Source organism: Idiomarina sp. (assembly GCF_048260185.1).
GTDB lineage: Bacteria > Pseudomonadota > Gammaproteobacteria > Enterobacterales > Alteromonadaceae > Idiomarina.
The window spans coordinates 267,586-291,718 of the sequence record NZ_JBLXHB010000004.1; the positions used below are offsets into that span (position 1 = coordinate 267,586).

A 24,133-nucleotide genomic window follows, 5' to 3' on the forward strand; every position below is an offset into this window, starting at 1 on the left:
TTACGGCGCGTTGCGCGGAGGCCCCGAGCGACGGCCGCGAGGTTTACCCTTGCCTCCGCCTGAGTTATGACGGCGACGGCGCTGAATTGGACGCGGACGTCGTAAATCAGAAAGCAAAGCATCGCCATCGTATTTGGTGACCGGAATGGTGTGACCAATGTAGTCTTCAATAGCCGGTAAGTTGTACACGTACTCTTCGCACGCCAGGCTTATTGCAGCGCCACTGGCGCCTGCACGACCTGTGCGGCCGATACGGTGAACATAGTCTTCGCAGTCATCCGGTAAGTCGAAATTATATACATGGGTTACTTCAGGAATGTGCAGACCACGTGCAGCGACATCGGTAGCAACTAAAAAGTCGAGCTTTCCTTCGGCAAAGTCTTCCAGAATGCGTAAACGCTTTTTCTGCGGAACATCACCGGTTAACAGACCCGCACGGTGCTCGTTTGCGACCAGCCAGCCGTGCACTTTCTCGCAACCGTGCTTGGTGTTGGCGAAAACAATGGCTTTATCCGGCCAGTCTTCTTCTATTAATGTCAGTAGTAACGGAAACTTTTCGGGTTTAGAAGGATAAAACAGTTCTTCAGTTACCCGTGTGGCCGTTTTTTGTAATGGTTCTACTTCGAGCTTGGTCGGTGCATTCATGTGTTCATACGCCAGTTCCTGCACACGATAAGACAAGGTTGCAGAGAACAGCAGATTCAGACGCTTGGATGGATCCGGCATTTTCTGTAACAGGTAACGAATGTCATCAATAAAGCCAAGATCGAACATGCGGTCGGCTTCGTCCAGCACCACAACTTCAATATCTTTAAGGCTAAATAGATCCTGCTTGTAAAAGTCGATAAGACGACCCGTGGTGCCAACCAGTATGTCGGGTTGTGCCGCCAGTTGTTCCTTTTGACCTTCGTAGCCTTCGCCGCCGTAAATTACGCCCATTTTCAAACCGCAATGCTCAATGAGGGCATTCGCGTCGTGTGCTATCTGAATAGCGAGCTCCCGAGTCGGTGCCATAATCAGTGCGCGTGGGCCCGATTCGGTTTTTTCGGACGATTCGTTCTGCATTAAGCGGTTGAAAGTAGCCAGCAGAAATGCCAAGGTTTTCCCTGTACCTGTCTGAGCCTGACCAGCAACATCGCGGTTAGACAGAGCAACGGGCAGACTTAACGCCTGAATTGGAGTACAATACTCAAATCCGGCACTGGATATTGCTTGCTGGATTTTGGGGTGAAGCGCCAAATCAGCAAAGCGAGTTTCTGTAAGATGTTTTTTAGTCATAAGTTATAAGCATATCAGTTTGCGCTTGTATTCAAAAACAGAAATAATACTATTCTAATATTTCCACGCGAAGAAAGTAGCGGAGAGTACCATGAGTGACGTAATAGTTCAGCTAAGTGATGACAGTTTTGATGCTGATGTCATAAATTCCGATAAACCCGTATTAGTCGACTTTTGGGCTGAGTGGTGTGGACCATGTAAAATGGTAGCGCCTATTCTTGATGACATTGCCAGCGAGTACGCTGATAAATTAGTTATTGGTAAGCTGAACGTCGACCACAATGAACAAACCCCACCTAAATACAATATTCGTGGCATTCCAACGTTATTGTTGTTTAAAGGCGGCGAAGTTGTCGGAACTAAAGTGGGCGCATTATCACGTGCTCAACTGACCGAGTTTTTAGACCAGCATATTTAATGATTGTCAAAAAACGGCGTGTTATGCGCCGTTTTTGTTGAGAAAACTGGACGAATCGCTTTTTTGGTGATAACTTCTGCTCATTAACTGTTCATACGGGGTCACCAACTCCACCGGTTAACCTGTTTTTAAATGAAACGTCTGTTTCTGGTTTCGCACTTCGCGAATTCCGAATGTTCCAATTGTTTTACTTTCTAGAGTCAAATTAAAAAAGGCTTTGTGTTCAATCGATAACTCGAAAACCCTCCTATGAATCTAACAGAACTTAAAGATAAACCCGTAAACGAGCTAGTTCAGCTCGCGGACTCAATGGGCCTTGAGAATATGGCCCGCCTACGTAAGCAAGACATCATTTTTGCTATCTTAAAAGCTCACGCTAAAAGCGGTGAAGATATTCACGGCGGCGGTGTGCTGGAAATTTTGCAGGATGGCTTTGGCTTCTTGCGTTCAGCCGACTCGTCTTACCTGGCTGGCCCGGACGACATCTACGTCTCGCCAAGCCAAATTCGTCGCTTTAACCTGCGTACGGGTGACACAATTGGCGGGAAAATTCGCCCACCGAAAGACAGTGAACGTTATTTTGCCCTGCTGAAAATTCGCGAAGTTAACTTCGACAAGCCTGAAAACTCCCGCAATAAAATCTTATTTGAAAACCTAACGCCGCTGCACGCGGAAGAGCGTTTTCATTTAGAACGCGGCAATGGCAGTAAAGAAGATATCACTGCGCGGGTACTGGACTTATCAGCGCCAATTGGTAAAGGCCAGCGTGGTCTTATTGTGGCGCCACCAAAAGCGGGTAAAACCTTACTATTGCAGAATATTGCAACTTCCATTGCGGCGAATCACCCTGATGCTGAACTGATTGTTCTGTTGATTGATGAGCGTCCGGAAGAAGTCACCGAGATGCACCGGCTGGTGCATGGCGAAGTGGTTGCTTCAACCTTTGATGAACCTGCCAGCCGTCACGTTCAGGTAGCTGAAATGGTTATTGAGAAAGCCAAGCGCCTGGTTGAGCACAAAAAAGACGTGGTGATTTTGCTGGACTCAATTACTCGTCTTGCCCGTGCTTATAACACCGTTATTCCAAGCTCAGGTAAAGTGTTAACCGGTGGTGTGGATGCCAACGCACTGCACAAACCTAAGCGTTTCTTTGGTGCTGCCCGTAATGTAGAAGAAGGTGGTAGTTTAACCATTATTGCAACGGCCCTGATTGATACCGGCTCGAAAATGGATGAAGTCATCTACGAAGAGTTTAAAGGTACCGGTAACATGGAACTGCACCTGAACCGTAAGTTGGCTGAACGCCGTGTATTCCCTGCCATTGATTTCAACCGCTCAGGTACGCGTCGTGAAGAGTTGCTGACTACGCCGGATGAGCTGCAAAAAATGTGGATCCTTCGCAAAATCATGCATCCAATGGGCGAAGTTGAGGCCATGGAATTCTTGATTGACCGTTTGCAGATGACCAAAACTAATGACGAATTCTTCGAATCGATGAAACGTCAACGCAACAGTTAAGTGGCGTATGAAATATCAAGATCTGCGTGACTTTATCGCGCTCCTGGAGGAGCGCGGTGAACTTAAACGCATCCAACAAGAAATAGACCCCTACCTCGAAATTACCGAAATATCAGACCGCACGTTAAAAGCACAAGGCCCGGCCTTATTGTTTGAAAACGTGAAAGGCCATGATATGCCCGTACTGGCTAACTTATTCGGTACACCCGACCGGGTGGCTTTAGGCATGGGTCAGGAGTCAGTAACCGCTTTAAGGGATGTGGGTAAATTGCTGGCCTTTTTAAAAGAGCCGGAGCCTCCTAAAGGCTTTCGCGACGCGCTGAATTTACTGCCTAAGTACAAAAAAGTGCTGAGCATGTCGCCAAAAAGTATTAAAAAGGCACCGTGTCAGCAAGTGGTTATGAGCGGCGACGACGTTGACTTAACCAAGCTGCCTATTCAGCACTGCTGGCCGGGCGACGTTGCGCCTTTGGTGACCTGGGGTCTTACGGTAACTCGTGGTCCGCATAAAGAACGCCAGAACTTAGGCATTTACCGCCAGCAACTCTTAGGTCCTAATAAACTGATCATGCGTTGGTTATCACACCGCGGTGGTGCGTTGGACTTTCAAGAGTGGTGCCAGCAGCATCCGGGCGAGAAGTTCCCGGTGTCAGTTGCTTTGGGGGCTGATCCTGCCACTATTTTGGGTGCAGTAACCCCAGTACCGGACAGTTTATCGGAATACGCTTTTGCCGGTTTGTTGCGTGACAGCAAAACCGAAGTAACGCAGTGCCTCAGTAATGACTTACAAGTACCGGCGCACGCTGAAATTATTCTGGAAGGTTACATAGAGCCGGGCGAAATGGCACCGGAAGGGCCTTATGGCGACCATACTGGTTACTATAACGAAGTGGATGAGTTTCCGGTGTTTACTGTGACTCATGTTACCCACCGCAAAGACCCTATTTACCACAGCACTTATACCGGACGTCCACCGGACGAACCGGCTGTGCTGGGTGTTGCTTTAAATGAAGTTTTTATTCCGTTGCTGCAGAAACAATTTCCTGAAATTGTCGATTTTTATTTGCCACCGGAAGGCTGTTCGTACCGTTTGGCCGTAGTCACTATGAAGAAGCAGTACCCCGGTCACGCGAAGCGTGTGATGATGGGTGTCTGGTCTTTCTTGCGTCAGTTTATGTACACCAAGTTCGTGATTATGTGTGACGACGACGTGAATGCGCGTGACTGGAAAGATGTTATCTGGGCTATAACAACCCGGATGGATCCGGCACGTGATACGACCCTGGTCGAAAATACACCGATTGATTATCTCGATTTTGCTTCACCAGTTTCCGGACTGGGCTCTAAGATGGGAATGGACGCCACCAATAAATGGCCGGGTGAAACCGATCGTGAGTGGGGCGAGCCTATTGTCATGAGCGACGAGGTAAAACAGCGTATTGACGAGCTGTGGGACGAACTGAATATTATGGAGTCGTGAATGAGTCAACAAATGACCTGTAAAGCTGAAATTTCGCGCCAGTTGGCGGATGCTGTGTGGGAAGTGCGTATACAACTGCCGCAGCCGGTTGAGTTTAAAGCAGGCCAGTACCTTATGGTGGTGATGGGCGAACGCGATAAGCGACCGTTCAGTATTGCGTCGTGCCCGTCCAATAAAAGTGAGTGGTTACTTCATGTTGGCGCTACGCCGGACAACAGCTATGCAATGGAAGTGTTAGATAAAGTGCGTGCCGACGGGGAACTAGAAATTGATGCGCCGGACGGTATTGCGTTTTACCGTCAGGAAAACGCTAAACCGGCAGTGTTAATTGCCGGTGGCACCGGTTTTTCTTACACCTATTCTATCTTGCAGCAACACTTACGTGTGTCGCCAGAGAGGCCATTAACGCTTTATTGGGGCGCAAAAAGTTTAAGCGACCTGTATTTGCATGACGAACTGGAACGCTTAGCAAGCCAGTACGAGCACTTTGATTACCACCCGGTAGTCGAAGATGCGGATGACTACTGGGCTTATTCTATTGGTTTAGTGCACCATGCGGTTATGGCCCGTGAGCAAAGTCTGCCTGAGTGTGAAATTTACATGGCTGGCCGTTTCGAAATGATACGCGTTATTCGCGACGACTTTGTCGCTAAAGACGTACCGTTAGAAAACCTTTACGGCGACGCTCTGTCCTTTATTTAATTGCACTGAAAGTAAATTTGTTTAACTAACAAGCTGCGTTATACTGACGCCGCTTTACCAAGGGGTGCCGGCAACGGCTGAGATGCATTAGCGAACCCTTAAAACCTGATCCGGTTAATACTGGCGTAGGGATGGTAGAAAACCCGTCTAATACAGCCTTACCGGATCGTTTCTGACTTTGTTTTGAGGAAATGATCCATGAAAATAATCAATTCATACTTAGCAGCCAGCATTGCCGCTGCGTTATCCAGTCTTCCCGCATTTGCCTTTGCAGCAGAGGACACACAGGATACAAAAGACATTGAAATTATTGAAGTGAGTGGTGACTTTCATCGTCGCACCTTGAATGAAACCACCAGCAGCGTTTCTATTATTGATAAAGATGCGATGCAACAACGTCACTCACAGCATTTACAAGACACTCTGAACAGTTTGGCCAACGTGAATTTCTCGGGTGGTACTTCCACGGCTCGGTTTATTCAAATTCGTGGTATTGGCGAGCGCTCTCAGTTTGTTGATCCTGTAACGCCCTCGGTCGGTTTGATAATTGATGGTATTGATTACAGCGGATTAGGCAGTGCCGCATCGCTTTTCGATATTGATCACGTGGAAGTGTTTCGCGGTCCGCAAAGCGGACGTTTTGGCGTGAACGCTATGGCCGGTTTATTGTTGCTGGACAGCACCGCACCGAGCAGCGACTTTAACGGCCAGTTTCAGCTATCAGCAGGCAACTATTCCGAAGCCATGGGCGGCCTTGCTATGGGTGGAAACCTAGGGCTGTTAGGTAACGCCCGCTTCTCGGTCAGCCAGTTTCAGCAAGACGGTTACATTGAAAATACCTATCTTGAGCGTGATGACACGGAACAGCGCGACGAACTCACTGCGCGCTTCAAGCTGGATACAGAGCTCAGTAAAGACTGGCTGCTGCAAACGGTTCTGCATTATAACGATGTCGACAATGGCTACGATGCGTTTAGTCTCGACAACACCCGCGAAACTTTGTCCGATGAACCGGGTTTTGACCGCTTAGAAAGTCAGGCATTGCGCTTGCAGCTCAGTTACCTGGGTTTTGACAACAGCCGTCTGGAAATGTCTGTTAACTACCTGGATGCAGACACCGGCTACGCTTACGACGAAGACTGGACCTATGAAGGTATCGCTCCGGGCTGGGAATACTCAGCTTTTGACGCGTACTTCCGCGACCGTGACGACAAAACCGCCGAAGTTCGCTGGGTATCCGACGAGCCCGAAAGCCTGTTTGGTATTGATAGCGAATGGGTTTTAGGTTTGTACTATTACGACAAATCGGTTCAGCTGACACGTGACTATTTTAACTGGGACTTAGGCCAGCCAAGCATTTTCAACAGCGACTATGATAGCAATCACGTTGCTATTTATGGTGAGCTAACTCAGCATTGGAGTGACCGGGTTAGTACTATAACTGGCTTGCGGGTAGAACGTTACGACAATGACTACCTCGACAGTCGCGGTATTACCGCTGAACCTGAAGACACCATGGTGGGTGGTAATTTCAGTGTCCGCTATCAGGCGTCTGACGACAGTTACCTGTACGCGACTCTGGCGCGCGGATACAAAGCCGGTGGCGTTAATGGTGAAGCTTTAGGAAAAGCTGAAGATCAGGGTCTGGAAGAATTAGAAAACTACTTGTTAGACCGCTCAACCTTTGCTCCGGAAACGCTCTGGAGTACCGAGTTTGGCGTAAAAGGCAGCAGTGCCGATGGGCGTTTAACCTCAAGAGTCAGCGCATTTTACCATTGGCGTGACGATGTGCAGCTCAAGGGCTGGGTAAACCGAGACCAGTCATTTGTGGGTTACATTGAGAACGCCGCTGAAGGCACAGGTTACGGTCTGGAAGCGGAAATTCGCAACCAGTTTACGGATTGGTTGGCGGTTTTCGCTTCGGCCAGCTGGTTAAAAACCGAAATTGAAGGTTTTGTTACCGAAGACGGCACCGATATGACTGGGCGGGAGCAAGCGCAAGCGCCTAATTACCAGTTGAATATTGGCTTTGAGGGTTGGTTAGGCGAGAACTTCCAGTGGGTGATTCAGGCCGATGCGAAAGACGAGTTCTACTTCTCCGACTCGCATAACCAGAAAGCGGATAGCATGGCAGTGCTACACCTTGCGCTAAACTATCATTATCAGGATTGGCACTTTAGCTTATGGGGTCGTAATTTAACGGATGAAGACTACGAAACTCGCGGTTTTTACTTTGGTAATGACCCGCGTAAGGAATATGTGCCGGAAACGTACGTTCAGTATGGTGAGCCACGTCGTTTTGGCATCACTGTCAGTAAATCGTTTTAAGGGAGCTTAATATGCAAGTTTCAGTAGAAATGTCGCTGTATCCACTGGCTGAAAATTATCTGGATACCATTAAAGATTTTATTGAGCGTTTAAATCAGCATTCAGAACTAACGGTTCTGACCAACACTATGAGTACGCAGGTGTTTGGTGAAATGCAGGATGTTATGCGTATTCTCGGTGAAGAAATGGAGCTGCTTTTCCAGAATGTGCCTTCGAATGTTCTGGTTTGTAAGTTTATTAACAAAGATTTAAGGCCGGATAATGCCTGAGTCTTTGCTCGAATCCTGGCTTGAGCAGTTGATGGTCAGTTCCCCCTGGGAGCTGACGGCTTTAGTCATGGCTTTGGGGTATTTAGTGCTGGCGGCGCATCAGCGCCAGTGGTGCTGGGCTGCGGCGGCGGTCAGCTGTACTATTTACGCTGTCTTGTTCTGGCAGGGTAAGTTGTATATGGAGTCTTTGCTGCAAACAATCTACATTGCGTTGGCAGGCTATGGTTGGTGGCAATGGCAGAGTCAGCAAAGTGCAGCAAAGGAGAGTCCTGATGGCGCGAAATACCCGCTTCGCTGGCACCTGCTGCAATGGGCATGGTTGGTTCCTCTGGCTGCAGGCATTGCTTATTTACTCTCGGTTTATACCGACGCAGACGCGGTATGGCTCGATACTTACACCACAATATTCAGTTTGCTGGCCACCTGGTTGGTTACCAAAAAAGCCTATGAAACCTGGTGGTACTGGTTGGTTATAGACAGCGTTTACGTTTATTTGTACGCCAGTAAAGGCTTTGTTGCCACCGCCTTGTTGTTTGTGGTTTATCTGATACTGGTGATTTATGCCATGTGGCGCTGGCGCCATGACATCTCTCTGAAATCTGCGAGTGAAGCCGGGTGATTGGTCGGCCCTGCGAAATACAGTTGCTGGCTTCCGGCCAGTCGAATCAAACGTTGCGACTTCGAACAGACACTGAAGATTATGTGTTAAAACGTTGGCGCTATGAACAGGTATTCGCGGTTGACCGTGAGCTGGAAATCTCTATACAAAAGGAGCTGGCGCAGCAGGCTCTTGCCCCCGACGTTTTCGATTATGATGCTAAGCAAGGCTGGCTTTTACAGCCTTACTACCCGGCTCCGTCTTTACAGCAAGTTACGCTGTCGCCTTTGATTAAAGCCACTGTACTAGCTGAAACGCTGTCGAAAATTCACAATACACGAGTTGATATTCCGGCCTGGTCTATGGCTGAGAGGGTAGAGCATTATTTGCAGCAGCTGCGTTCGGTCAATTCGGCGGTTGCCGGGCATATGAGCCAAGCATTGGCACCGATGCAACCCTTGTTAGAGGACTGGCTCAGTTATCCGGTGTTATGCCATAACGATTTATCTATGAACCATATTCTAATGACAGATCCTATCCGGGTTATTGACTGGGAATACGCGGGTATTGGTCACCCTTTGTTTGATATTGCCAGTGCAATTGTCGTGAATGAACTTAATGACGACGTGACGCTCCGCTTAATAACTGAGTACGAAAAAATAACCCATTATCAAGTTGACCGACAACGTTTAGCACAATGGTGTGAGTTTGTGGAATGGCTGAATAAAGTATGGCAGCATCTATTTCGACACCTTTCTTAAAGCGAACACATTGCCATGACTGATAAAAAACTGACTGAACGCGTTTACGGCTACTTAGCTGAAGATGAAGATGCCCGTGTCTGTAAGGATATTCCTGAGTCTGCCTGTAATGAGCAACCGCGTTCATTCGTTTTGATGCTGTTGTCGCTAACTCTGACAAAACTGGGTGACAGTTTAGTCAGCGCGCGCCTTGTGTTGCCGTGGATGTTAAGCTCGCTGGGAGCTCCGGCAATGTTTATTAGCGCTTTAGTGCCTTTAAGGGAGTCTCTGGCTTTATTACCTCAGCTCTTTGTTGCTCAAAAGCTCCGTGAGCAGCCGGTACGCAAATGGTTCTGGGTTGCGGGCAGTATCGGTCAGGCAGTCTCATTGCTGGCTATGTTGTTTGCGGTAGCAACTTTAGATGAATCTGCACTGGGCTGGTCTGTGGTTGTTTTATTGGCAATATTTAGTTTGTCGCGGGGCATTTGTTCCGTGGCGAATAAAGATGTGACCGGGAAAACGGTGTCTAAAACGCGCCGTGGGCGAATGTCCGGCGTCGCAGCCTCCGCCGCCGGGTTACTCACGCTGTTAACCGCACTGGTTATTATATTTGCACCGGATATGGAAGGTCAGCGCTCATTATTTGTTGGACTACTCGGTGCCGGTGTTGTGCTCTGGTTTGCCGCGGCTTTACTTTATGCGGGCATTCCTGAGGTTGCGGGTGCAACCGAGGGTGGCGGTAACGCGCTTACCGAGGCGCTCAAATCAATGTCTTTGCTATGGCAGGATCGTCAGTTTGGACACTTCGTTATTTCGCGGGCGTTACTGGTCGCTGCCGCTTTTGCTATTCCTTATATTGTGGTTTTAATTCAGCGCGAAGGTGAGTCTGAACTGACTAGTCTGGGCAGTTTAATGCTAGCGAGTGGACTCGCCGGATTATTGGCTGGGCGTTTTTGGGGTCGTTGGTCGGATTCTGCCAGTCACCATGTGATGGCGGCAGCTTCCGTTATGTCGACTCTGGTAATATCGGCTGCGTTGGCGCTTTACTACTGGATACCTGAGGCGTTGGGCGCGCAGTGGGTTGCAGCATTACTTTTATTCAGTTCGGCGGTTGCGCATCATGGAGCACGAGTAGGCAGAAAAACCTACCTGGTTGATATGGCAACGCAGGATAACCGGGCGCAACTTACGGCGGTGTCTAATACCGTGATGGGGGTAGTGCTTTTAGCTGGCTTATTACTGGGGTGGGTCGATGCTGCTTATGGCGTTGCCGTTGTTTTATGGGCACTGGGAGCTATTGGCTTACTTGCTACCCTTGCAGCCTTAAGACTGCCAGACGTATCAGGCGACACGTCTGGCTAACCACATGTACTAGGTTATTTTCCGCGAATAACCGCGTAAAGACCAACAATGACTGCTGCAACACCACCAATTAAATACCAAATGGTGTTGTCAGTTGGTTCATTTGTAGCCACTTCTGATACGCTAGAGGCAATTGATTGTGAGGCCTCATATGAGAAATACAATAAAATAGCGCCAACAACTAATAGAACAATACCTACGATACGAGTCATAAAGTCTTCCTTTTGTTGTGTTTACAACTATCAATATAAAGCACTCTGTCAGATCCGCAAGTTTCCTTACAAATATTGATTTATATCATCTGGTATATTCCCAAGCCAATGAAATGGCTGTAGTTGTTAAAAAGCTGGTCGCGTTTAAAATAACAAAAGCAAGGCTGAGCTATGGTTGAGAGAATGCTGAATGCTGAGGCGACCGAATTGGGGAAAGCTTTAAAAATGAGTGCGGCTTCTATTAATTTTCTAGCAGAAGTATTTTTGACGATTTTGGCATAAAAAGACGCCCCAAATGATCGGGGCGTTTTTGTTGTTAATTTCCGAGAAAGTTAAGCTGGGACAATTAATTGCCCATGTAAGACGTCAGCATCCAGGCTGTTTTTTCCTGCTCTTTGATGTAGTCACTCATCAATGCGTTGGTTCCTTCATCGCCTGCTTCATCAGAAATTTCAAGAATTTCACGCTGCAGACGAATGGTTGTCTGATAGCTATCCAGAATATTAGCTACACAGGCACGACCGTCATGTACGTCTTTAACTTCTTCAATTTCGCTGTTCTTGATGTAAGTCGAGTAAGCATGCTGAGGGCGCTGACCTAAGGTTAAAATACGCTCTGCAATTTCATCAATTTTCAGCAGCAAATCGTCGTAGGTTTCTTCGAATTTAGCGTGCAGTTCAAAAAAACGCTCGCCTTTAATGTTCCAGTGAAAACCACGAACATTCATATAAAAAACTTGGTAATTTGAAAGCAACTCATTGAGCTTGTCACCAAGTTGTTCTGCTTTTTTCTGGTCTAAACCAATAACGCTTAACTGTTTCATAAACCCTCCTTTATCATCGTTATGCCTTAACCATAGTTGAATCATAGGGTTAAAGAAAGCGATGAAAATCGATAACGCTGACAGTTAAACTCGATAACTGTCAGCTTATGCTTACATAGGGAGTATGGGGGCGCTGTGAGTTAAATCAACTCAGGCTTTCAAGTTTGCCGTCGCGGATATGTTTTTCACCGCGGGCTTTAGCTAATTGAATTTGACGCTCACGTTCGGCAAATCGCTCTTTTTGCTCGGTTGAGGTCTTGTCATAGCAATGCGGGCAGCTGACACCTTTCTGGTAATGTTCTGACTGCATTTCTTCAGCAGTAATGGGCATGCGGCAGGCATAACACTGGTCGTATTCACCCTGCTCCAGACCGTGCTTAACGGTAACGCGCTGGTCAAAAACGAAGCACTCACCATTCCAGCGACTGTTGTCTTCCGGCATCATTTCCAGATATTTAAGAATTCCGCCTTTTAGATGGTAAACCTCATCAAAGCCCTGCTCTTTTAAATAAGCGGTCGACTTTTCGCAGCGGATACCACCGGTGCAGAACATAGCAACTTTCTTATGTTTTTCCGGATCCAGATGCTGCTTCACGTACTCCGGAAACTCGCGGAAAGTATCGGTCTTAGGGTTAATGGCGCCTTCAAAGGTTCCTACGGCGTATTCATATTCGTTGCGGGTATCAATAACCAGCACTTCCGGGTCGGCAATCAGGTCGTTCCATTTTTCCGGATCGACATAAGTACCGGCCGAGCTTTTAGGGTCAACCCAGTCAACGCCCAGGGTGACAATTTCTTTTTTCAGTTTTACCTTGGTGCGGTAAAAAGCTTGCTCGTCACTGGGGGATTCTTTGTGTTCAATGTCAGCAAAACGCTCATCGGAACGTAAGTAATTCAAAACGTTGTCAATGGCTTCGCGGGTACCGCAAATGGTGCCATTAATGCCTTCACGGGCTAACAGCAGAGTGCCTTTTACATCGTTTGCGATAAGCGTTTGATACAGAGGTTCGCGGAGCTCTTTATAGTCATTTAGCTCAACAAATTTATACAATGCCGCACAAATATACATATCATGTTACCTTTTTCAGCGGTCCGGAACGTAAATCCGGAGCCATTAATTAAATTGCGGATCAGTAAATCGCGCGGATTATACCGTTTTGATCCCGAACAGCGCAAATCAGGGACTCAGGGAGCAGTAAGAAAGCATGATTAACGAAGCCTTGTTTTATGGCCTGGTACTCTTATCAGCCGCAACCTCGTTATTAACAGCCGTGGCCGGTGCTGGCGGAGGTGCTGTACTCATTGGTGTAATGGCTCTGGTATTACCCGGTAGCGCGGTTATTCCGGTACATGGATTAGTGCAAATGGGGTCTAATGTGGGGCGAACCGGGCTGTCCTGGAAACACATTCATTGGCCAACCGTTGCCTGGTTTGTGCCCTTTGGTTTGTTAGGCACTTTTATTGGCAGTTTATTATTGGTTCAGCTTCCGACACATTTTCTGCAAGTTACCATCGCACTATTTTTAATCTGGTTAACCTGGGGGCCTAAGCTGCCACAGAGATTCCGCGGACGTGCTGGTCTGGTCGGTGGTGGCTTGGTTAGCGGCTTTATTTCTCTTTTTGTTGGTGCTTCAGGACCACTGGTTGCTGCTTTTGTAAAAGCCCGGTTTTGTCAGCGAATGCAAACCGTCGCGACGTTCTCCGCGGTAATGACCATGCAACACGCGCCTAAAGCGCTGGTGTTCGGCATGGCCGGGTTTGTATTTAAGGACTGGCTACCACTGGTACTGGCTATGATAGCGGCCGGTTTTGCCGGTACCTGGATTGGCCTGCACTGGCTGAAAAAAATTACTGACCAGCGCTTTGACCAACTATTCCGTTTAATCATTACCTTGCTTGCTTTGCGCCTGCTTTGGGTCGCGCTTGAGCCGTTTGTCCCAGCGTTGACGAGCGTAACGTCGTAAACTGGCTATGTTATCGGTTTCATCCATGATGGGGGTACCGAGTATGGTTTCGATAATATCTTCAAGAGTGATGAGTCCCAGCCAGCTGCCGTGTTCGTCGTAAACCAGAGCCATATGCTGACGCTCTTTAAGCAGGTGGCTCATTAGAGCCTCAACACTGACGGTTTCTGTGACGATCTCAACCGGTCTTACAATGTCTTTCAGCGAGTCTGATTCGTCAGCATCAAGGATATCACTACGAAAAACAATACCTTGTGGCTCCTCGTCGGTATCAATGACCGGGTATCGGGAAAAAGGCAGCTTTCTAATTCTTTCGCCGACTTCCGGCATGCTTAAATCTGGTCGAATGGATTCACATACTGTTCTTGGAGTCATGACCTGACGTACCCGAATTTCATGTAAGTCGAGAATGTTCAGAATGACCCGACGTTCGTCGTCATCTAACGCTTTTTCTTCGTGTCCAATAGTCGCCATGGCCTTAATTTCGGAGCGAACGTCAATGTCCGCTTCTCCGCTGCCAATGCGTTTTGTGATTTGATCTGAAAGCCAGATAAACGGCTTAAGTGATAAAATTAAAAAATTCAGTACTGGAGGGAGAATTGGAGCTATCCCACGCCAGAATTTAGCGCCTATGGTTTTCGGAATTATTTCCGATAGTACCAGAATAAGCAGCGTCATAATTGCTGAAGCTACTCCCAGATAACCGTCACCAAAGACGACCCCAACTTGTGCTCCAACCCCTGCGGCACCTGCTGTATGAGCTATGGTATTAAGCGTCAGAATAGCTGCCAGCGGTTTATCAATAGAATCTTTTAGCTTGCGCAACTGTTGATGGGTTTTAGGCCGGGACTCTTTTAGCTGGGCTATATAGCTTGGCGTAACCGACAAAATAGCGGCTTCTAAAACCGAACAAATAAATGAAACGCCAATGGCAATAACAGCAAAAACAATGAGTAGGAACATTGGTACCTTAAATACTTACAAAAACTGCATTAGTAATAACATAGTTCCCGCGACGATGAGAATGGACCAACCGACGAGACCTGCGTATTTACCCCATAAGCGTTCAGTATAAGGCCCTAACCATAAAACGATAAGCGCTAATACATAATAACGTAAAGCTCTTGCGGCACCAGCCGCTAGCATAAACAGCCAAAGCGGATAATCACCAGCACCTGCGGCCAGCATGGCTACCTGGAAAGGAACGGGAGTAACGCCCACCAGAAAAATAGCAATAAAACCGTCTTCACTCAGAGTGTCCTGGAAATCTTTATAGTAATCCTGAATGGACAGGTAGTTGATGAACCATTCTCCAGCGGTATCAAATAAGGCAAAGCCAATGTAGTAACCGACAATAGCCCCGGCCAAAAAACCCGCTAAAGCGACAGTCGAAACCAGCCATATGCGTTTGCGTTCTAGTACCATGTAAGGTACTAAGACCAACTCTAAGGCTATGGGAAGTATCGTTGCCTCCAGGGCAGACAGAAAAAATAGAAGTATCAACGCATGGGGGGAACTGGCCAGTTTCTGATACCATTGTTGCGTCTTCGAGTTTTCTGTCATTGGCGCGTCAACATATTATTTTCGATAGCATTCATCGGCCCAGTGTAGCGTGATTTTTTTGCAAATAGGGATCGAAGCCGTTAAAACTTACGTAAAATTTGCACTTACATCGTGTTGTTAAAAGGTAACTCAAAATGAAATATCAAGGAAGCCCGGGCTTTTCTCATGGGCAGGCGGACAAAATTGGTGTCTTGGTTACTAATCTGGGAACTCCAGAGGCTCCAACAAAAAAAGCGCTCAAGCCCTATCTAAAAGAGTTTTTATCCGACCCTAGAGTGGTGGAAGTTCCGCGCTTACTTTGGTTTTTGATTTTAAACGGCGTTATTTTGCGTTTTCGGCCTAAACGTTCAGCTGAAGCTTATAAAACTGTCTGGACTGATCGTGGCTCTCCCTTGTTATTTCACACGCAAGACCAGGCTTCGGCCATTGAGGCAAAACTGAAGCAAACCTGGGGTGACAACATTGTTGTGGATTTTGCCATGCGTTACGGGAACCCGGCTCTTAGCGAGGTGGTTGAGAAGATGATGCAAAAAGGCGTTCGCAAACTGCTGGTGTTGCCTTTGTATCCGCAGTACTCGGCATCGACCACGGCCTCAACCTTTGATGCGCTGGCCAAAGACTTTACCAAACGCCGCTGGTTACCTGAACTTCGTTTTATTACTCACTATCACGATTTTTCACCTTTTATAGAGGCCGCTGCTCAGCGCATTGAAAAACACTGGGACGCTCATGGACGGGCTGATAAGTTGCTGTTTTCCTACCATGGGATTCCACTGCGCTACCTGAAAAATGGTGACCCTTACCATTGCGAATGCTACAAAACATCGCGCTTACTGGCAGAACGATTAGGGCTTGGAAAAGACGAGTATCTGACGACTTTTCAGTCACGTTTTGGTCGCGAAGAGTGGTTGCAGCCCTATACCGATATGACGATGAAAGCGCTTCCAGGTAAAGGAGTAAAGTCGGTTCAGGTCTTTTGTCCGGGTTTTTCTTCTGACTGCTTAGAAACCGTAGAAGAAATTGGTGAAGAAAACCGTGAATACTTTATGGAAAGTGGTGGTGAGCGGTACGAGTACATTTCAGCTCTGAATGCCGAAAGCGGGCATATTGATGCGCTAAGTCAGCTTATTGAAAATAATTTGCAAGGCTGGTCAGTTGAAGACGTAACCGAACAGCGACAGCAAAGAGCTGACCAGGTAAAAAAGCAAAGTTTGCCCTATGATGATTAAAGGAGATTAACTTGGCGCGTACGACTTCTTTCGGCAAACCTTTTATGTTTATTGCCTGGGGGCTAGCCCTTGTCATGTTGGTCTGGTTTTTTGAAGACCAGTTGCAGCAACAGTTTAACCCGAACTCTCAGGTGCAAAGCCATGTTGATAACGGACAAGTCACCGTTTTGCTGGAGCAAAACCGGATGGGTCACTATGTGGCTCAGGGTAAAGTGAATGGTCAGCCTGTGACTTTCTTGTTGGACACCGGTGCGACACTGGTTGCTGTTCCTGAAAACCTGGCTAAAGAACTGGGCTTGCGTAAAGGCCGCCAGGGTATGTCTCAAACCGCGAACGGACGTGTTATAACTTATAGAACAGAAATTGACAGATTAGAACTGGGTGAAATTCAGCTAACGAATGTCGCGGCGTCTATCACTCCCGGAATGGATGGGGATGTCATACTTTTGGGCATGAGTGCTTTGAAGGAATTTGAGTTAACGCAAAAAGGCGATACTCTTACATTACGTTATTAAATAAAACAAAACAGGAACGATGTATGTACAAAACATTACTAGGGGCAAGCTTATTGTTGGTGGCGGGCAGTGTTAATGCACAACAAGAGGCATTGCAGCAATGTGCAGGGATTGAAGACTCGCTGGAGCGACTGGTATGTTATGACAATATTGCTAAGCAGTCTCAGGGACAGGTGAAGCAAGCAGAAGGAAAAGCCAGAGGAAAAGTGCAGGCAGAAAAACAAAAATCAAAGGCTGAGCGCCGTGGTAACTCTTCTTTAGAGCGAACCTTTGGTATGGAGCATAAAGACAAAGAGGAAGGCCAGCTCGACCGAATTGAGGTTGAAGTCGCAGCGAAAGAGCAGGGACCTTATGACAAGTGGCGTATCGAACTGAGTAATGGCCAAATTTGGAAACAGACCGACAGCGGTGGTTATTTTCCCTGGGACGAAGACGATACCTATTATATTGAACGCGGCGCATTAAATTCATTTTTCTTTGGCCGTGAAGGTTCGAATCGCCGTATGCGAGTGCAGCGGGTTAAATAAAATAGGCGGTAAATATGCAGCGAGCCAATGCAGGATAGCCTCCCCGAATACAGCCTGTTGGCGACAGGCATAGCTATTGTTCTGATTGCTACGACAATTTTTGTCGTAGTGGTCCGCAAAAGAGCGGAAAAGAAATACCAAGGCACAAATTACTTAATTCAGTCACATTATGAAGCGTTTAACTCGTTAGCCCGGCATCGGGATATTGAAAGCCGCCTGTTGGGCATCTGTCGGCTTATTGAGTCTCAAATTGATGGTGCCATGTGCTCCATTATGGCGGTTGATAAAAAAACACAAACCTTATCAACCGCCGCTTCTGTTTCCCTACCTAAGTCCTATAACCGCGCCTTAGATGGCTTAGCCGTAGCAGAGGGTGTTGGCGCTTGTGGTACAGCGGCAGCACTCGGTGAGCCCGTGCTGGTTGCTGATATGAGAAAGGACCAGCGCTTCAATGAGTTCCGGTCCCTCCTCGAGCAGCAAGGTTTAGTGGCGTGCTGGTCCCACCCTATTTTTGCAACCTCTGACAGTGACGTTATTGGAATCTTCGCAATCTACTTCTCTGAACCCAGAATGCCTTTAGGGCCTGAACTTGAAATCATTGTCCGTAATCGCGACTTGGTGGCTCTCATCATTGAGCAGGAGGAGCAAAGAAAGAAACAAGCGCGCCTTGAGCAGAGTCAAAATTCACTCTTCACTCACAACCCTGATGCTGTTTTTATGCTCGATTTAGAAGGCAACTTCACTAGCGTTAATCGTTCAGTTTGTGAGCTTTTATTGCTTAAAGAAGAAGATTTACTGGGTGAACACTATGAGCTGGCAGTGCCTGAAAGTGACCAGAAGCGAACCTCAGAGCATTTTGAAGCAGCTAAAGCCGGTATTCCTCAGTCCTATGAGATAAAAGTAAAAGACCAGACGGGTCAGCTTCATGACTTAGCGATAACCAATATTCCTATTATTATCGATGGCGAAATTACCGGCGTACACGGCATAGCTAAGGACATTACCGAACGAATTCAGCGAGAGGAAGCGTTAGAATTTTTCACTTCTCACGACAGCTTAACGCACCTGGTAAATCGCAGTGCAATGGAGCAGCGACTACAGCAGTTGCAGGAGAGTAAGAGTGACGCAGCGGTATTCGTCCTATTTATCGATTTGGATGGCTTTAAGCCTATAAATGATAGTCTGGGACACTACCTGGGAGACGAGGTTTTAATTGAGACGGCGCAACGCCTGCAACAGGTAGTTTCGGAGCCTAATTTACTTTGTCGTTTTGGTGGCGATGAGTTTGTCGCCGTTATTCAGGATATGAGTGCTGTTGAACAAGTTAATGCGTTATGTGCGGATGTTTTAGCGGTATTTGAACAGCCCTTTCGGATTGGCGAAGTCGAGGTTTCTTTGTCGGCAGCAATTGGTGTTGCAGCAAATGATATTGAGTTTAAACACCCGATGGAGCTTACTCAACGTGCCGATGTCGCTATGTATGAAGCGAAAAAACGCGGAGGTAACTCTGTTTACTGGTATTCCGCAAACCTTGATGAAGGCTTAGGTTACAAAGTGGCATTGCGGACCAAAATTCAGGAAGCGCTTGCGCAAGAGCAGTTCGAGCTGTTTTATCAACCCATTATGACCGACAAAGGTAAAGTCGCCGGGGCCGAAGCGCTTATTCGCTGGCAACATCCAACCAAAGGCTACGTTTCTCCTGCAGACTTTATTCCTGTTGCCGAGCGCACAGGGCAAATCATTCCAATAAGTGAATGGGTGCTAAAGCAGGCTTGTCGCGATCTGCAGCAGCTTAAGCGGTACGGTATAAAATCTGTTTCGGTTAACTTTTCTCCTATTCAGTTTTATCGTGAAGATTTTGTCAGTAAAACGAAAGCGATACTCGAACAGTTTGATATTAAACCCGGCGAGATCACCGTCGAAATTACAGAGAATGTATTAGTTAATGACACTCAGCGTATTGCTGAATTATTGCAACAATTGCGAGATCTGGGGTTGGATGTGGCTATTGACGATTTTGGTAGTGGCTTTGCCAGCTTACGTTATTTAAATATGTTGCCGGTTAATAAACTCAAAATTGATCGCAGCTTTATTGAAAATATTCATGAGAACTCGCATAACGCCGCTATTACCTGCGGTATTCTGAGTATGGTTGCAGGCATAGGTATTGAAACTGTCGCTGAAGGCGTAGAGAAGGAAGAAGAATGTGCTTATTTAGTGGAGCATGGATGCCACTTTATGCAGGGGTTCTTATTCAGTAAACCGAAGCCGCTGGACGAACTGCTCAAATGGGCAGAACGCCAGCAATCTTTCGAGAACGAACGTTAGCGAATTCGGAACTGACGGAGTTCCTGTTGCAGATTGGCAGACAACTCAGCCAAATTCTCGCTGGACTCTTTCACCTGCGCCGAACTTTGCGCGGACTGATCTGAAATACTACTAATAGTATTAATGTTCTGATTAATTTCCTCTGTAACTGAGCTTTGCTCATCAGCCGCGCTGGCAATATGACTGTTCATATCATTAATTTCTGCTACCGCCGAGGTTATTGCCTGGAGTGACTCATCAGCATTTCTTGCTCTTTCCACTGTGTGATCCGCCTCTTCCTTGCCGGTATTCATTGAGCGGACGGCTTCATGAGTTGCTGTTTGTAAACGCTCAATCATTTCCTGAATTTCCTGGGTTGATTTTTGCGTGCGGCTGGCTAAGGTTCTGACCTCGTCGGCGACAACAGAGAAGCCTCTGCCATGTTCCCCTGCGCGTGCAGATTCAATAGCCGCGTTTAACGCAAGCAAGTTTGTTTGTTCGGCTATGCTACCGATAACATCCAACACCTTACCTATGTTATCGCTATCTTCCGCTACCTTAGAAATGGTTTGAGATGTTTGATTTACGTGGTTCGCCAAATTCTGAATCGCCTCAACTGTCGACTTCACGACATCGCGACCCTGCTTGGTGTGGTCATCAGCTGTTTTCGCAGAAGTCGCTGCGTCATTGGCACTTTTGGCTATTTCATCCACTGTGGTCGACATTTCATGGATAGCCGTTGCGACCTGCTCAACCGCCTCGTGCTGCTTTCTGATACTTTGATTAGACTCTTCAGAAATGCTGGAAAGCTCCTCTGACGATGTTGCCAGCTGTTCTGTCATTTCATTAATTTTGGTAATAATGCGCTGCAACTTTTCGACAAAGGCATTAAAAGCATCGGCTACCTTGCCCAGTTCATCTGTCCGGTCCAGATTTACGCGTGCGGTTAAATCGCCTTCACCTTTAGCCATATCTTCAAAACGCTCAAGCATTAAGTTCAGAGGTTTGGTTATTAAAGGAGGGAAAAATAAAGCCAGTAAGACGCAGATGGTTAGCCCAACCACCAACACAACCATTTGTGTCCAGTTACTTTGACTGATGACTTCGTCAATAATGTCCGACTGACTTAGCGCCGCTTTCTCTTTGCGTTGCTCTAATTCGTCCAGGACGTTCCGCATAGCCTCAAACTGAGGGCCACTTTGCTGCTCGCTTAAACGGATGGCTTCTGCTGTCTGGTTTTGATTGTGAAGTGTTATAACTTGCTTTGCGGTTGCTACCCAAGTTTCATTTTTTTGCTTGTAATCATCAACCATCTGACGCTCGGTTGCGCTTGAGGTTAAATTTAAAAAGCGGTCAACGCGTTGAGCGGCTTGTTGTAGATTCTCATTAAAGGTGTCAGTAAGCTGTTGTTGCTTAGGTGAGCCGGAGGGTACTGAAAGCAGTGTTCTTTCTGCTACCTGAGCCTGATGTAAGTCGCGGTCTGCCTGCAGCAGAAAGTTAAGTCCAGGCAAGTGCTCGCTGGCTATTTCATCAACGCTATTGGCGACGGATTTAAAATTAACCGCACTGACTGCAGCGATACCGACTAGCACTAAGGCCAGTAAGACAATAGGAAGTAATAATTTGTACCGAAATGTAAGGTTGTTAAACCAGCTCATAATTGCGCCTCTAAATAGCTTTTGACCGAAGTCATGTTACCCATTATCGGAAGCTAAGCAGGCTTACTTTAGCTGGTCAACAGTAAATGCTGAGCGTCATATGACACTCAGCATAGCTGCTTTTTGCATTACTTAATATCGGTTAACCGTAAATATGGGCGTAAGGTTTTCCAACCCTGTGGAAACTTCTCTTTTGCATCTTCGTCGCTCACCGTCGGACGAATAATGACAGAGTCTCCGGGCAGCCAGTCAGCCGGGCAGGCCACTTCGTCACGGTCAGTTGTCTGCAGAGCATCAATAACGCGTAAAATCTCATTGAAGTTACGACCGACAGTCATTGGGTACGTCATAATTAAACGAACTTTTTGGTTCGGATCGATAATAAAAACTGAACGTACTGTGGCTGTGGCGCTTTCGTTTGGATGGATCATGTCGTAAAGCTGTGCGACTTCTAAATCTTTGTCGGCAACGATAGGAAACTCAAGTACGGTATTTTGAGTGTCATTAACATCATTAATCCAGCCTTTGTGAGCTTCTACGGTATCGGTAGATAACCCCAGTGGTTTCACGTTGCGTTTTTCAAACTCTGGTGCCAGTTGGGCTGTACGCCCCATTTCCGTTGTGCAAACCGGTGTATAGTCTGCCGGGTGGCTGAAGAAAAATACCCACGAGCCTTTCGCCCAGTCGTGGAATTCTATCGAACCCTGTGTGGTATCAATGGTAAAATTCGGTGCAGTATCGCCAATACGTAATGTCATAGAGTGCCTCCTGAAGCAATTATTGATAAGCTTTGCTGATAACCATTAAATGATAGCGTACTGGACACATTACAAGGCATTGGGCTTATAACCTTTTACTCTAATATAGATGCGTGGACTATTAGCAATGACTTTATTTATTGATGCCGATGCCTGCCCTGTGGCAATACGGGAAATTCTCTTTCGCGCGGCACAACGAAAACAACTGCAGCTCTACTTAGTGGCTAATCAACGCATTCAAACACCTAAATCTAAATTTATTCATATGGTGCAGGTAGGTAGTGGTTTCGATGTGGCAGACCATGAAATAGTCCGGCGCTGTGAAGCGGGCGACTTAATTATAACCAGTGACATTCCGCTGGCGTCTGAAGTGATAGACAAAGGCGCTAAGGCATTAAGCCCCCGGGGGGAGCTCTTCACCCCCGACAATATTCGCCAGCGCCTGAATATAAGAGATTTTATGGATACCATGCGCAGTAGTGGTATTCAGTCTGGTGGCCCGCCGCCGTTGTCGAATGTGGATCGAAAAAACTTTGCGGATCATTTAGACCGTTTATTAGCAGGGAGTTGAACTTGACCTTTTTTGCGGCGTTACCGGCAATTATCTGGGCTCTTATGGTTTGGTTTTTTCCTGAGTGGCTTACGTCTGTCTCGCTTTCAGTTCCCGGAACTGTCTCAGCAGCATTAGGGCTGGTGTTCTTGGTTGCCGCTTTCTTTCGGCAATGGCAATGGTTTTATTGGTGCGCCTGGATTGGTGGTATCTACGCTACGATTCAGCTGGGTTTACAGCAACCGCTGGCGCAGAAAGAGGTTTCCCAGCTGTACGATGCACTTCCTGTGTGGTTGTCGCTTAGTGTCTTGCTTCTGACCTTCCTGAAAAAGCCAGTGCTACTAACCGGAAAAGGCATACTGATATTTGTTGCTTTGGCAATACTGCCTTTATCGTTATTGCTGACTCCAGTTGCACAAACCCTTGCGTTATTGAGTCCCGCAGAGGTTTTGACTTTACCTGACTGGCAACAAAGTTCGTTTGCTATTGGGCTGCTCATTTGGACAGTCGCCATGGGCGGAATTTGGGCAACTTATTTGCTCTATAAAAGCGCTTCTGCTTTTGCCTGGAGTCATTGGGCCGCCTGGTTTTCTCTTATGGTCTTTTTGTTAGCTGTGCAGTACCAGCAAGCCTCTACCTGGGCCGCTTTGGCAGCCAGCGCAGGCTTATTGCTGGCGCTGGCCGACCAAATGTTGAAGCTGGCCTACATTGATGAACTAACCGGGCTACCGCAACGGCGTGCGTTGATGAGTCAGTTGCAACACTTACGCAAACGCAGTGCCGTTTGCATGCTCGACGTTGACCATTTTAAAAAGTTTAATGACCGCTATGGACACGAGGTTGGTGATCAGGTGCTGCGGCTGTTAGGCCGTATTTTAAAAGAGCACGGCGGGTTTAAGGCGTACCGCTATGGCGGAGAAGAATTTACTTTAGTGTTTTTCCACAACGATGAAGAAAAGCTAAAAAATTTGCTGGAAAGCGTTCGTAGCCAGGTTGCTAATTACCCGCTTAAATTGAGAGAGCCTTCGCGGCCAGAGAGTAAGACAAAAGGAAAAGAAGCGCGAGGTAAAAAGGAGAAGAGTAAAACGGTAAAAGTCACGATAAGTTTAGGTGCAACTGTAAAAGAGCCTGATGATACAGCGGATAGCATTTTAAAACGTGCTGATGAGAATCTTTATTCTGCGAAGAAGGCTGGGCGTAATAGAACATCCATTTGTTAATTAAAATAACAACTGGACAAAAAATATTCTTCTAGTTAATGTGATTGTGAGGTCTCGCCTCGATAACAATAAAAATTTATAACAAAGACAAGTTGTACGTTCACTTAGATAGTG

General features: G+C 47.0%; 24 protein-coding genes and 1 riboswitch. Of the genes, 16 read left to right on the top strand and 8 right to left on the bottom strand.

Going from position 1 to position 24,133, the window contains the following annotated elements; translation table 11 throughout:
- A complete protein-coding gene (gene rhlB, locus ACN0RF_RS10680; RefSeq protein WP_417438988.1) occupies positions 1-1,278 on the bottom strand; it encodes an ATP-dependent RNA helicase RhlB in 1,278 nt (425 codons plus the stop codon).
- Between the two features lie 91 nt (positions 1,279-1,369).
- Between rhlB and trxA the strand changes: the two genes are divergently transcribed.
- The 9 genes from trxA (at position 1,370) to ACN0RF_RS10725 (ending at position 10,693) form a co-directional block, all read left to right on the top strand.
- Positions 1,370-1,696, top strand: a complete 327-nt coding sequence (gene trxA / locus ACN0RF_RS10685) for a thioredoxin TrxA (RefSeq protein WP_011235588.1) — start codon at positions 1,370-1,372, stop codon at positions 1,694-1,696.
- A 249-nt stretch (positions 1,697-1,945) separates the two neighbouring features.
- A complete protein-coding gene (rho, locus tag ACN0RF_RS10690) occupies positions 1,946-3,214 on the top strand; it encodes a transcription termination factor Rho (RefSeq protein WP_011235587.1) in 1,269 nt (422 codons plus the stop codon).
- Between the two features lie 7 nt (positions 3,215-3,221).
- Positions 3,222-4,694 carry a 4-hydroxy-3-polyprenylbenzoate decarboxylase gene (ubiD, locus tag ACN0RF_RS10695; RefSeq protein WP_417438989.1) on the top strand — a complete coding sequence of 491 codons (1,473 nt, stop codon included), beginning with the start codon at positions 3,222-3,224 and terminating at the stop codon, positions 4,692-4,694.
- A complete protein-coding gene (gene fre, locus ACN0RF_RS10700; protein ID WP_114982269.1) occupies positions 4,695-5,396 on the top strand; it encodes an NAD(P)H-flavin reductase in 702 nt (233 codons plus the stop codon).
- 50 nt (positions 5,397-5,446) lie between these two features.
- Positions 5,447-5,545, top strand: a riboswitch (TPP riboswitch).
- A gap of 49 nt (positions 5,546-5,594) precedes the next feature.
- The gene (locus ACN0RF_RS10705; protein ID WP_417438990.1) at positions 5,595-7,724 is read left to right on the top strand and encodes a TonB-dependent receptor; all 2,130 of its coding nucleotides are present in this window, start codon (positions 5,595-5,597) and stop codon (positions 7,722-7,724) included.
- 11 nt (positions 7,725-7,735) lie between these two features.
- Positions 7,736-7,993 carry a YkoF family thiamine/hydroxymethylpyrimidine-binding protein gene (locus ACN0RF_RS10710; RefSeq protein ID WP_011235583.1) on the top strand — a complete coding sequence of 86 codons (258 nt, stop codon included), beginning with the start codon at positions 7,736-7,738 and terminating at the stop codon, positions 7,991-7,993.
- On the top strand, positions 7,986-8,612 hold the full coding sequence (gene pnuC / locus ACN0RF_RS10715) for a nicotinamide riboside transporter PnuC (protein ID WP_417438991.1): 627 nt from the start codon (positions 7,986-7,988) through the stop codon (positions 8,610-8,612). The genes ACN0RF_RS10710 and pnuC overlap by 8 nt, the downstream gene beginning before the upstream one ends.
- The gene (locus tag ACN0RF_RS10720; RefSeq protein ID WP_417438992.1) at positions 8,609-9,352 is read left to right on the top strand and encodes a phosphotransferase; all 744 of its coding nucleotides are present in this window, start codon (positions 8,609-8,611) and stop codon (positions 9,350-9,352) included. Before pnuC ends, ACN0RF_RS10720 begins: the two co-directional genes overlap by 4 nt.
- A gap of 15 nt (positions 9,353-9,367) precedes the next feature.
- Positions 9,368-10,693: an MFS transporter gene (locus ACN0RF_RS10725; RefSeq protein ID WP_417438993.1), complete on the top strand. Its 1,326-nt coding sequence runs from the start codon at positions 9,368-9,370 to the stop codon at positions 10,691-10,693.
- 14 nt (positions 10,694-10,707) lie between these two features.
- Here the strand turns inward: ACN0RF_RS10725 and ACN0RF_RS10730 are convergent, their stop codons facing one another.
- The 3 genes from ACN0RF_RS10730 to ACN0RF_RS10740 all read right to left on the bottom strand — a co-directional run bounded on the left by ACN0RF_RS10730 (position 10,708) and on the right by ACN0RF_RS10740 (position 12,797).
- Entirely contained in the window at positions 10,708-10,905 is a 198-nt protein-coding gene (locus ACN0RF_RS10730) for a DUF3185 family protein (protein ID WP_417438994.1), read from the bottom strand.
- A 346-nt stretch (positions 10,906-11,251) separates the two neighbouring features.
- A complete protein-coding gene (locus ACN0RF_RS10735) occupies positions 11,252-11,728 on the bottom strand; it encodes a Dps family protein (protein WP_011235578.1) in 477 nt (158 codons plus the stop codon).
- 145 nt (positions 11,729-11,873) lie between these two features.
- Positions 11,874-12,797, bottom strand: coding sequence for a rhodanese-related sulfurtransferase (locus ACN0RF_RS10740; RefSeq protein ID WP_034822663.1), 924 nt, complete (start codon positions 12,795-12,797; stop codon positions 11,874-11,876).
- Between the two features lie 136 nt (positions 12,798-12,933).
- Here ACN0RF_RS10740 and ACN0RF_RS10745 point away from each other — a divergent pair, with 136 nt between their 5' ends.
- On the top strand, positions 12,934-13,692 hold the full coding sequence (locus tag ACN0RF_RS10745) for a sulfite exporter TauE/SafE family protein (RefSeq protein WP_417438995.1): 759 nt from the start codon (positions 12,934-12,936) through the stop codon (positions 13,690-13,692).
- Here the strand turns inward: ACN0RF_RS10745 and ACN0RF_RS10750 are convergent.
- Both ACN0RF_RS10750 and ACN0RF_RS10755 read right to left on the bottom strand, forming a co-directional pair.
- Complete coding sequence (locus ACN0RF_RS10750; RefSeq protein WP_417438996.1) at positions 13,609-14,655, bottom strand: CNNM domain-containing protein; 1,047 nt, start codon at positions 14,653-14,655, stop codon at positions 13,609-13,611. The two genes, ACN0RF_RS10745 and ACN0RF_RS10750, sit on opposite strands and share 84 nt — an antisense overlap.
- A gap of 15 nt (positions 14,656-14,670) precedes the next feature.
- Positions 14,671-15,255 (bottom strand): YqaA family protein, encoded by a 585-nt coding sequence (locus ACN0RF_RS10755; protein ID WP_011235574.1) that lies wholly within the window; start codon positions 15,253-15,255, stop codon positions 14,671-14,673.
- A gap of 134 nt (positions 15,256-15,389) precedes the next feature.
- Between ACN0RF_RS10755 and hemH the strand changes: the two genes are divergently transcribed.
- From hemH to ACN0RF_RS10775, 4 genes are read left to right on the top strand one after another with little or no spacing between them, the layout of a single operon-like run.
- Complete coding sequence (gene hemH / locus ACN0RF_RS10760; protein WP_011235573.1) at positions 15,390-16,484, top strand: ferrochelatase; 1,095 nt, start codon at positions 15,390-15,392, stop codon at positions 16,482-16,484.
- An 11-nt stretch (positions 16,485-16,495) separates the two neighbouring features.
- Positions 16,496-16,999, top strand: a complete 504-nt coding sequence (locus ACN0RF_RS10765; protein ID WP_110013421.1) for a retropepsin-like aspartic protease family protein — start codon at positions 16,496-16,498, stop codon at positions 16,997-16,999.
- A 23-nt stretch (positions 17,000-17,022) separates the two neighbouring features.
- Positions 17,023-17,526 (top strand): hypothetical protein, encoded by a 504-nt coding sequence (locus tag ACN0RF_RS10770; protein WP_110013420.1) that lies wholly within the window; start codon positions 17,023-17,025, stop codon positions 17,524-17,526.
- Positions 17,527-17,553: 27 nt separating this feature from the next.
- Positions 17,554-19,854, top strand: coding sequence for a putative bifunctional diguanylate cyclase/phosphodiesterase (locus tag ACN0RF_RS10775; protein WP_417438997.1), 2,301 nt, complete (start codon positions 17,554-17,556; stop codon positions 19,852-19,854).
- Here ACN0RF_RS10775 and ACN0RF_RS10780 read toward each other — a convergent pair.
- Together ACN0RF_RS10780 and ACN0RF_RS10785 are read right to left on the bottom strand one after the other, a co-directional pair.
- Positions 19,851-21,491 (bottom strand): methyl-accepting chemotaxis protein, encoded by a 1,641-nt coding sequence (locus ACN0RF_RS10780; protein ID WP_417438998.1) that lies wholly within the window; start codon positions 21,489-21,491, stop codon positions 19,851-19,853. The genes ACN0RF_RS10775 and ACN0RF_RS10780 overlap by 4 nt on opposite strands.
- A gap of 128 nt (positions 21,492-21,619) precedes the next feature.
- Complete coding sequence (locus ACN0RF_RS10785) at positions 21,620-22,249, bottom strand: peroxiredoxin (protein WP_417438999.1); 630 nt, start codon at positions 22,247-22,249, stop codon at positions 21,620-21,622.
- A 127-nt stretch (positions 22,250-22,376) separates the two neighbouring features.
- On the opposite strand from ACN0RF_RS10785, the gene ACN0RF_RS10790 reads away from it, so the two are divergent.
- Both ACN0RF_RS10790 and ACN0RF_RS10795 read left to right on the top strand, forming a co-directional pair.
- A complete protein-coding gene (locus tag ACN0RF_RS10790; RefSeq protein WP_417439000.1) occupies positions 22,377-22,820 on the top strand; it encodes a YaiI/YqxD family protein in 444 nt (147 codons plus the stop codon).
- Between the two features lie 2 nt (positions 22,821-22,822).
- On the top strand, positions 22,823-24,019 hold the full coding sequence (locus ACN0RF_RS10795) for a GGDEF domain-containing protein (protein WP_417439001.1): 1,197 nt from the start codon (positions 22,823-22,825) through the stop codon (positions 24,017-24,019).
- The last annotated feature ends 114 nt before the right edge of the window (positions 24,020-24,133 follow it).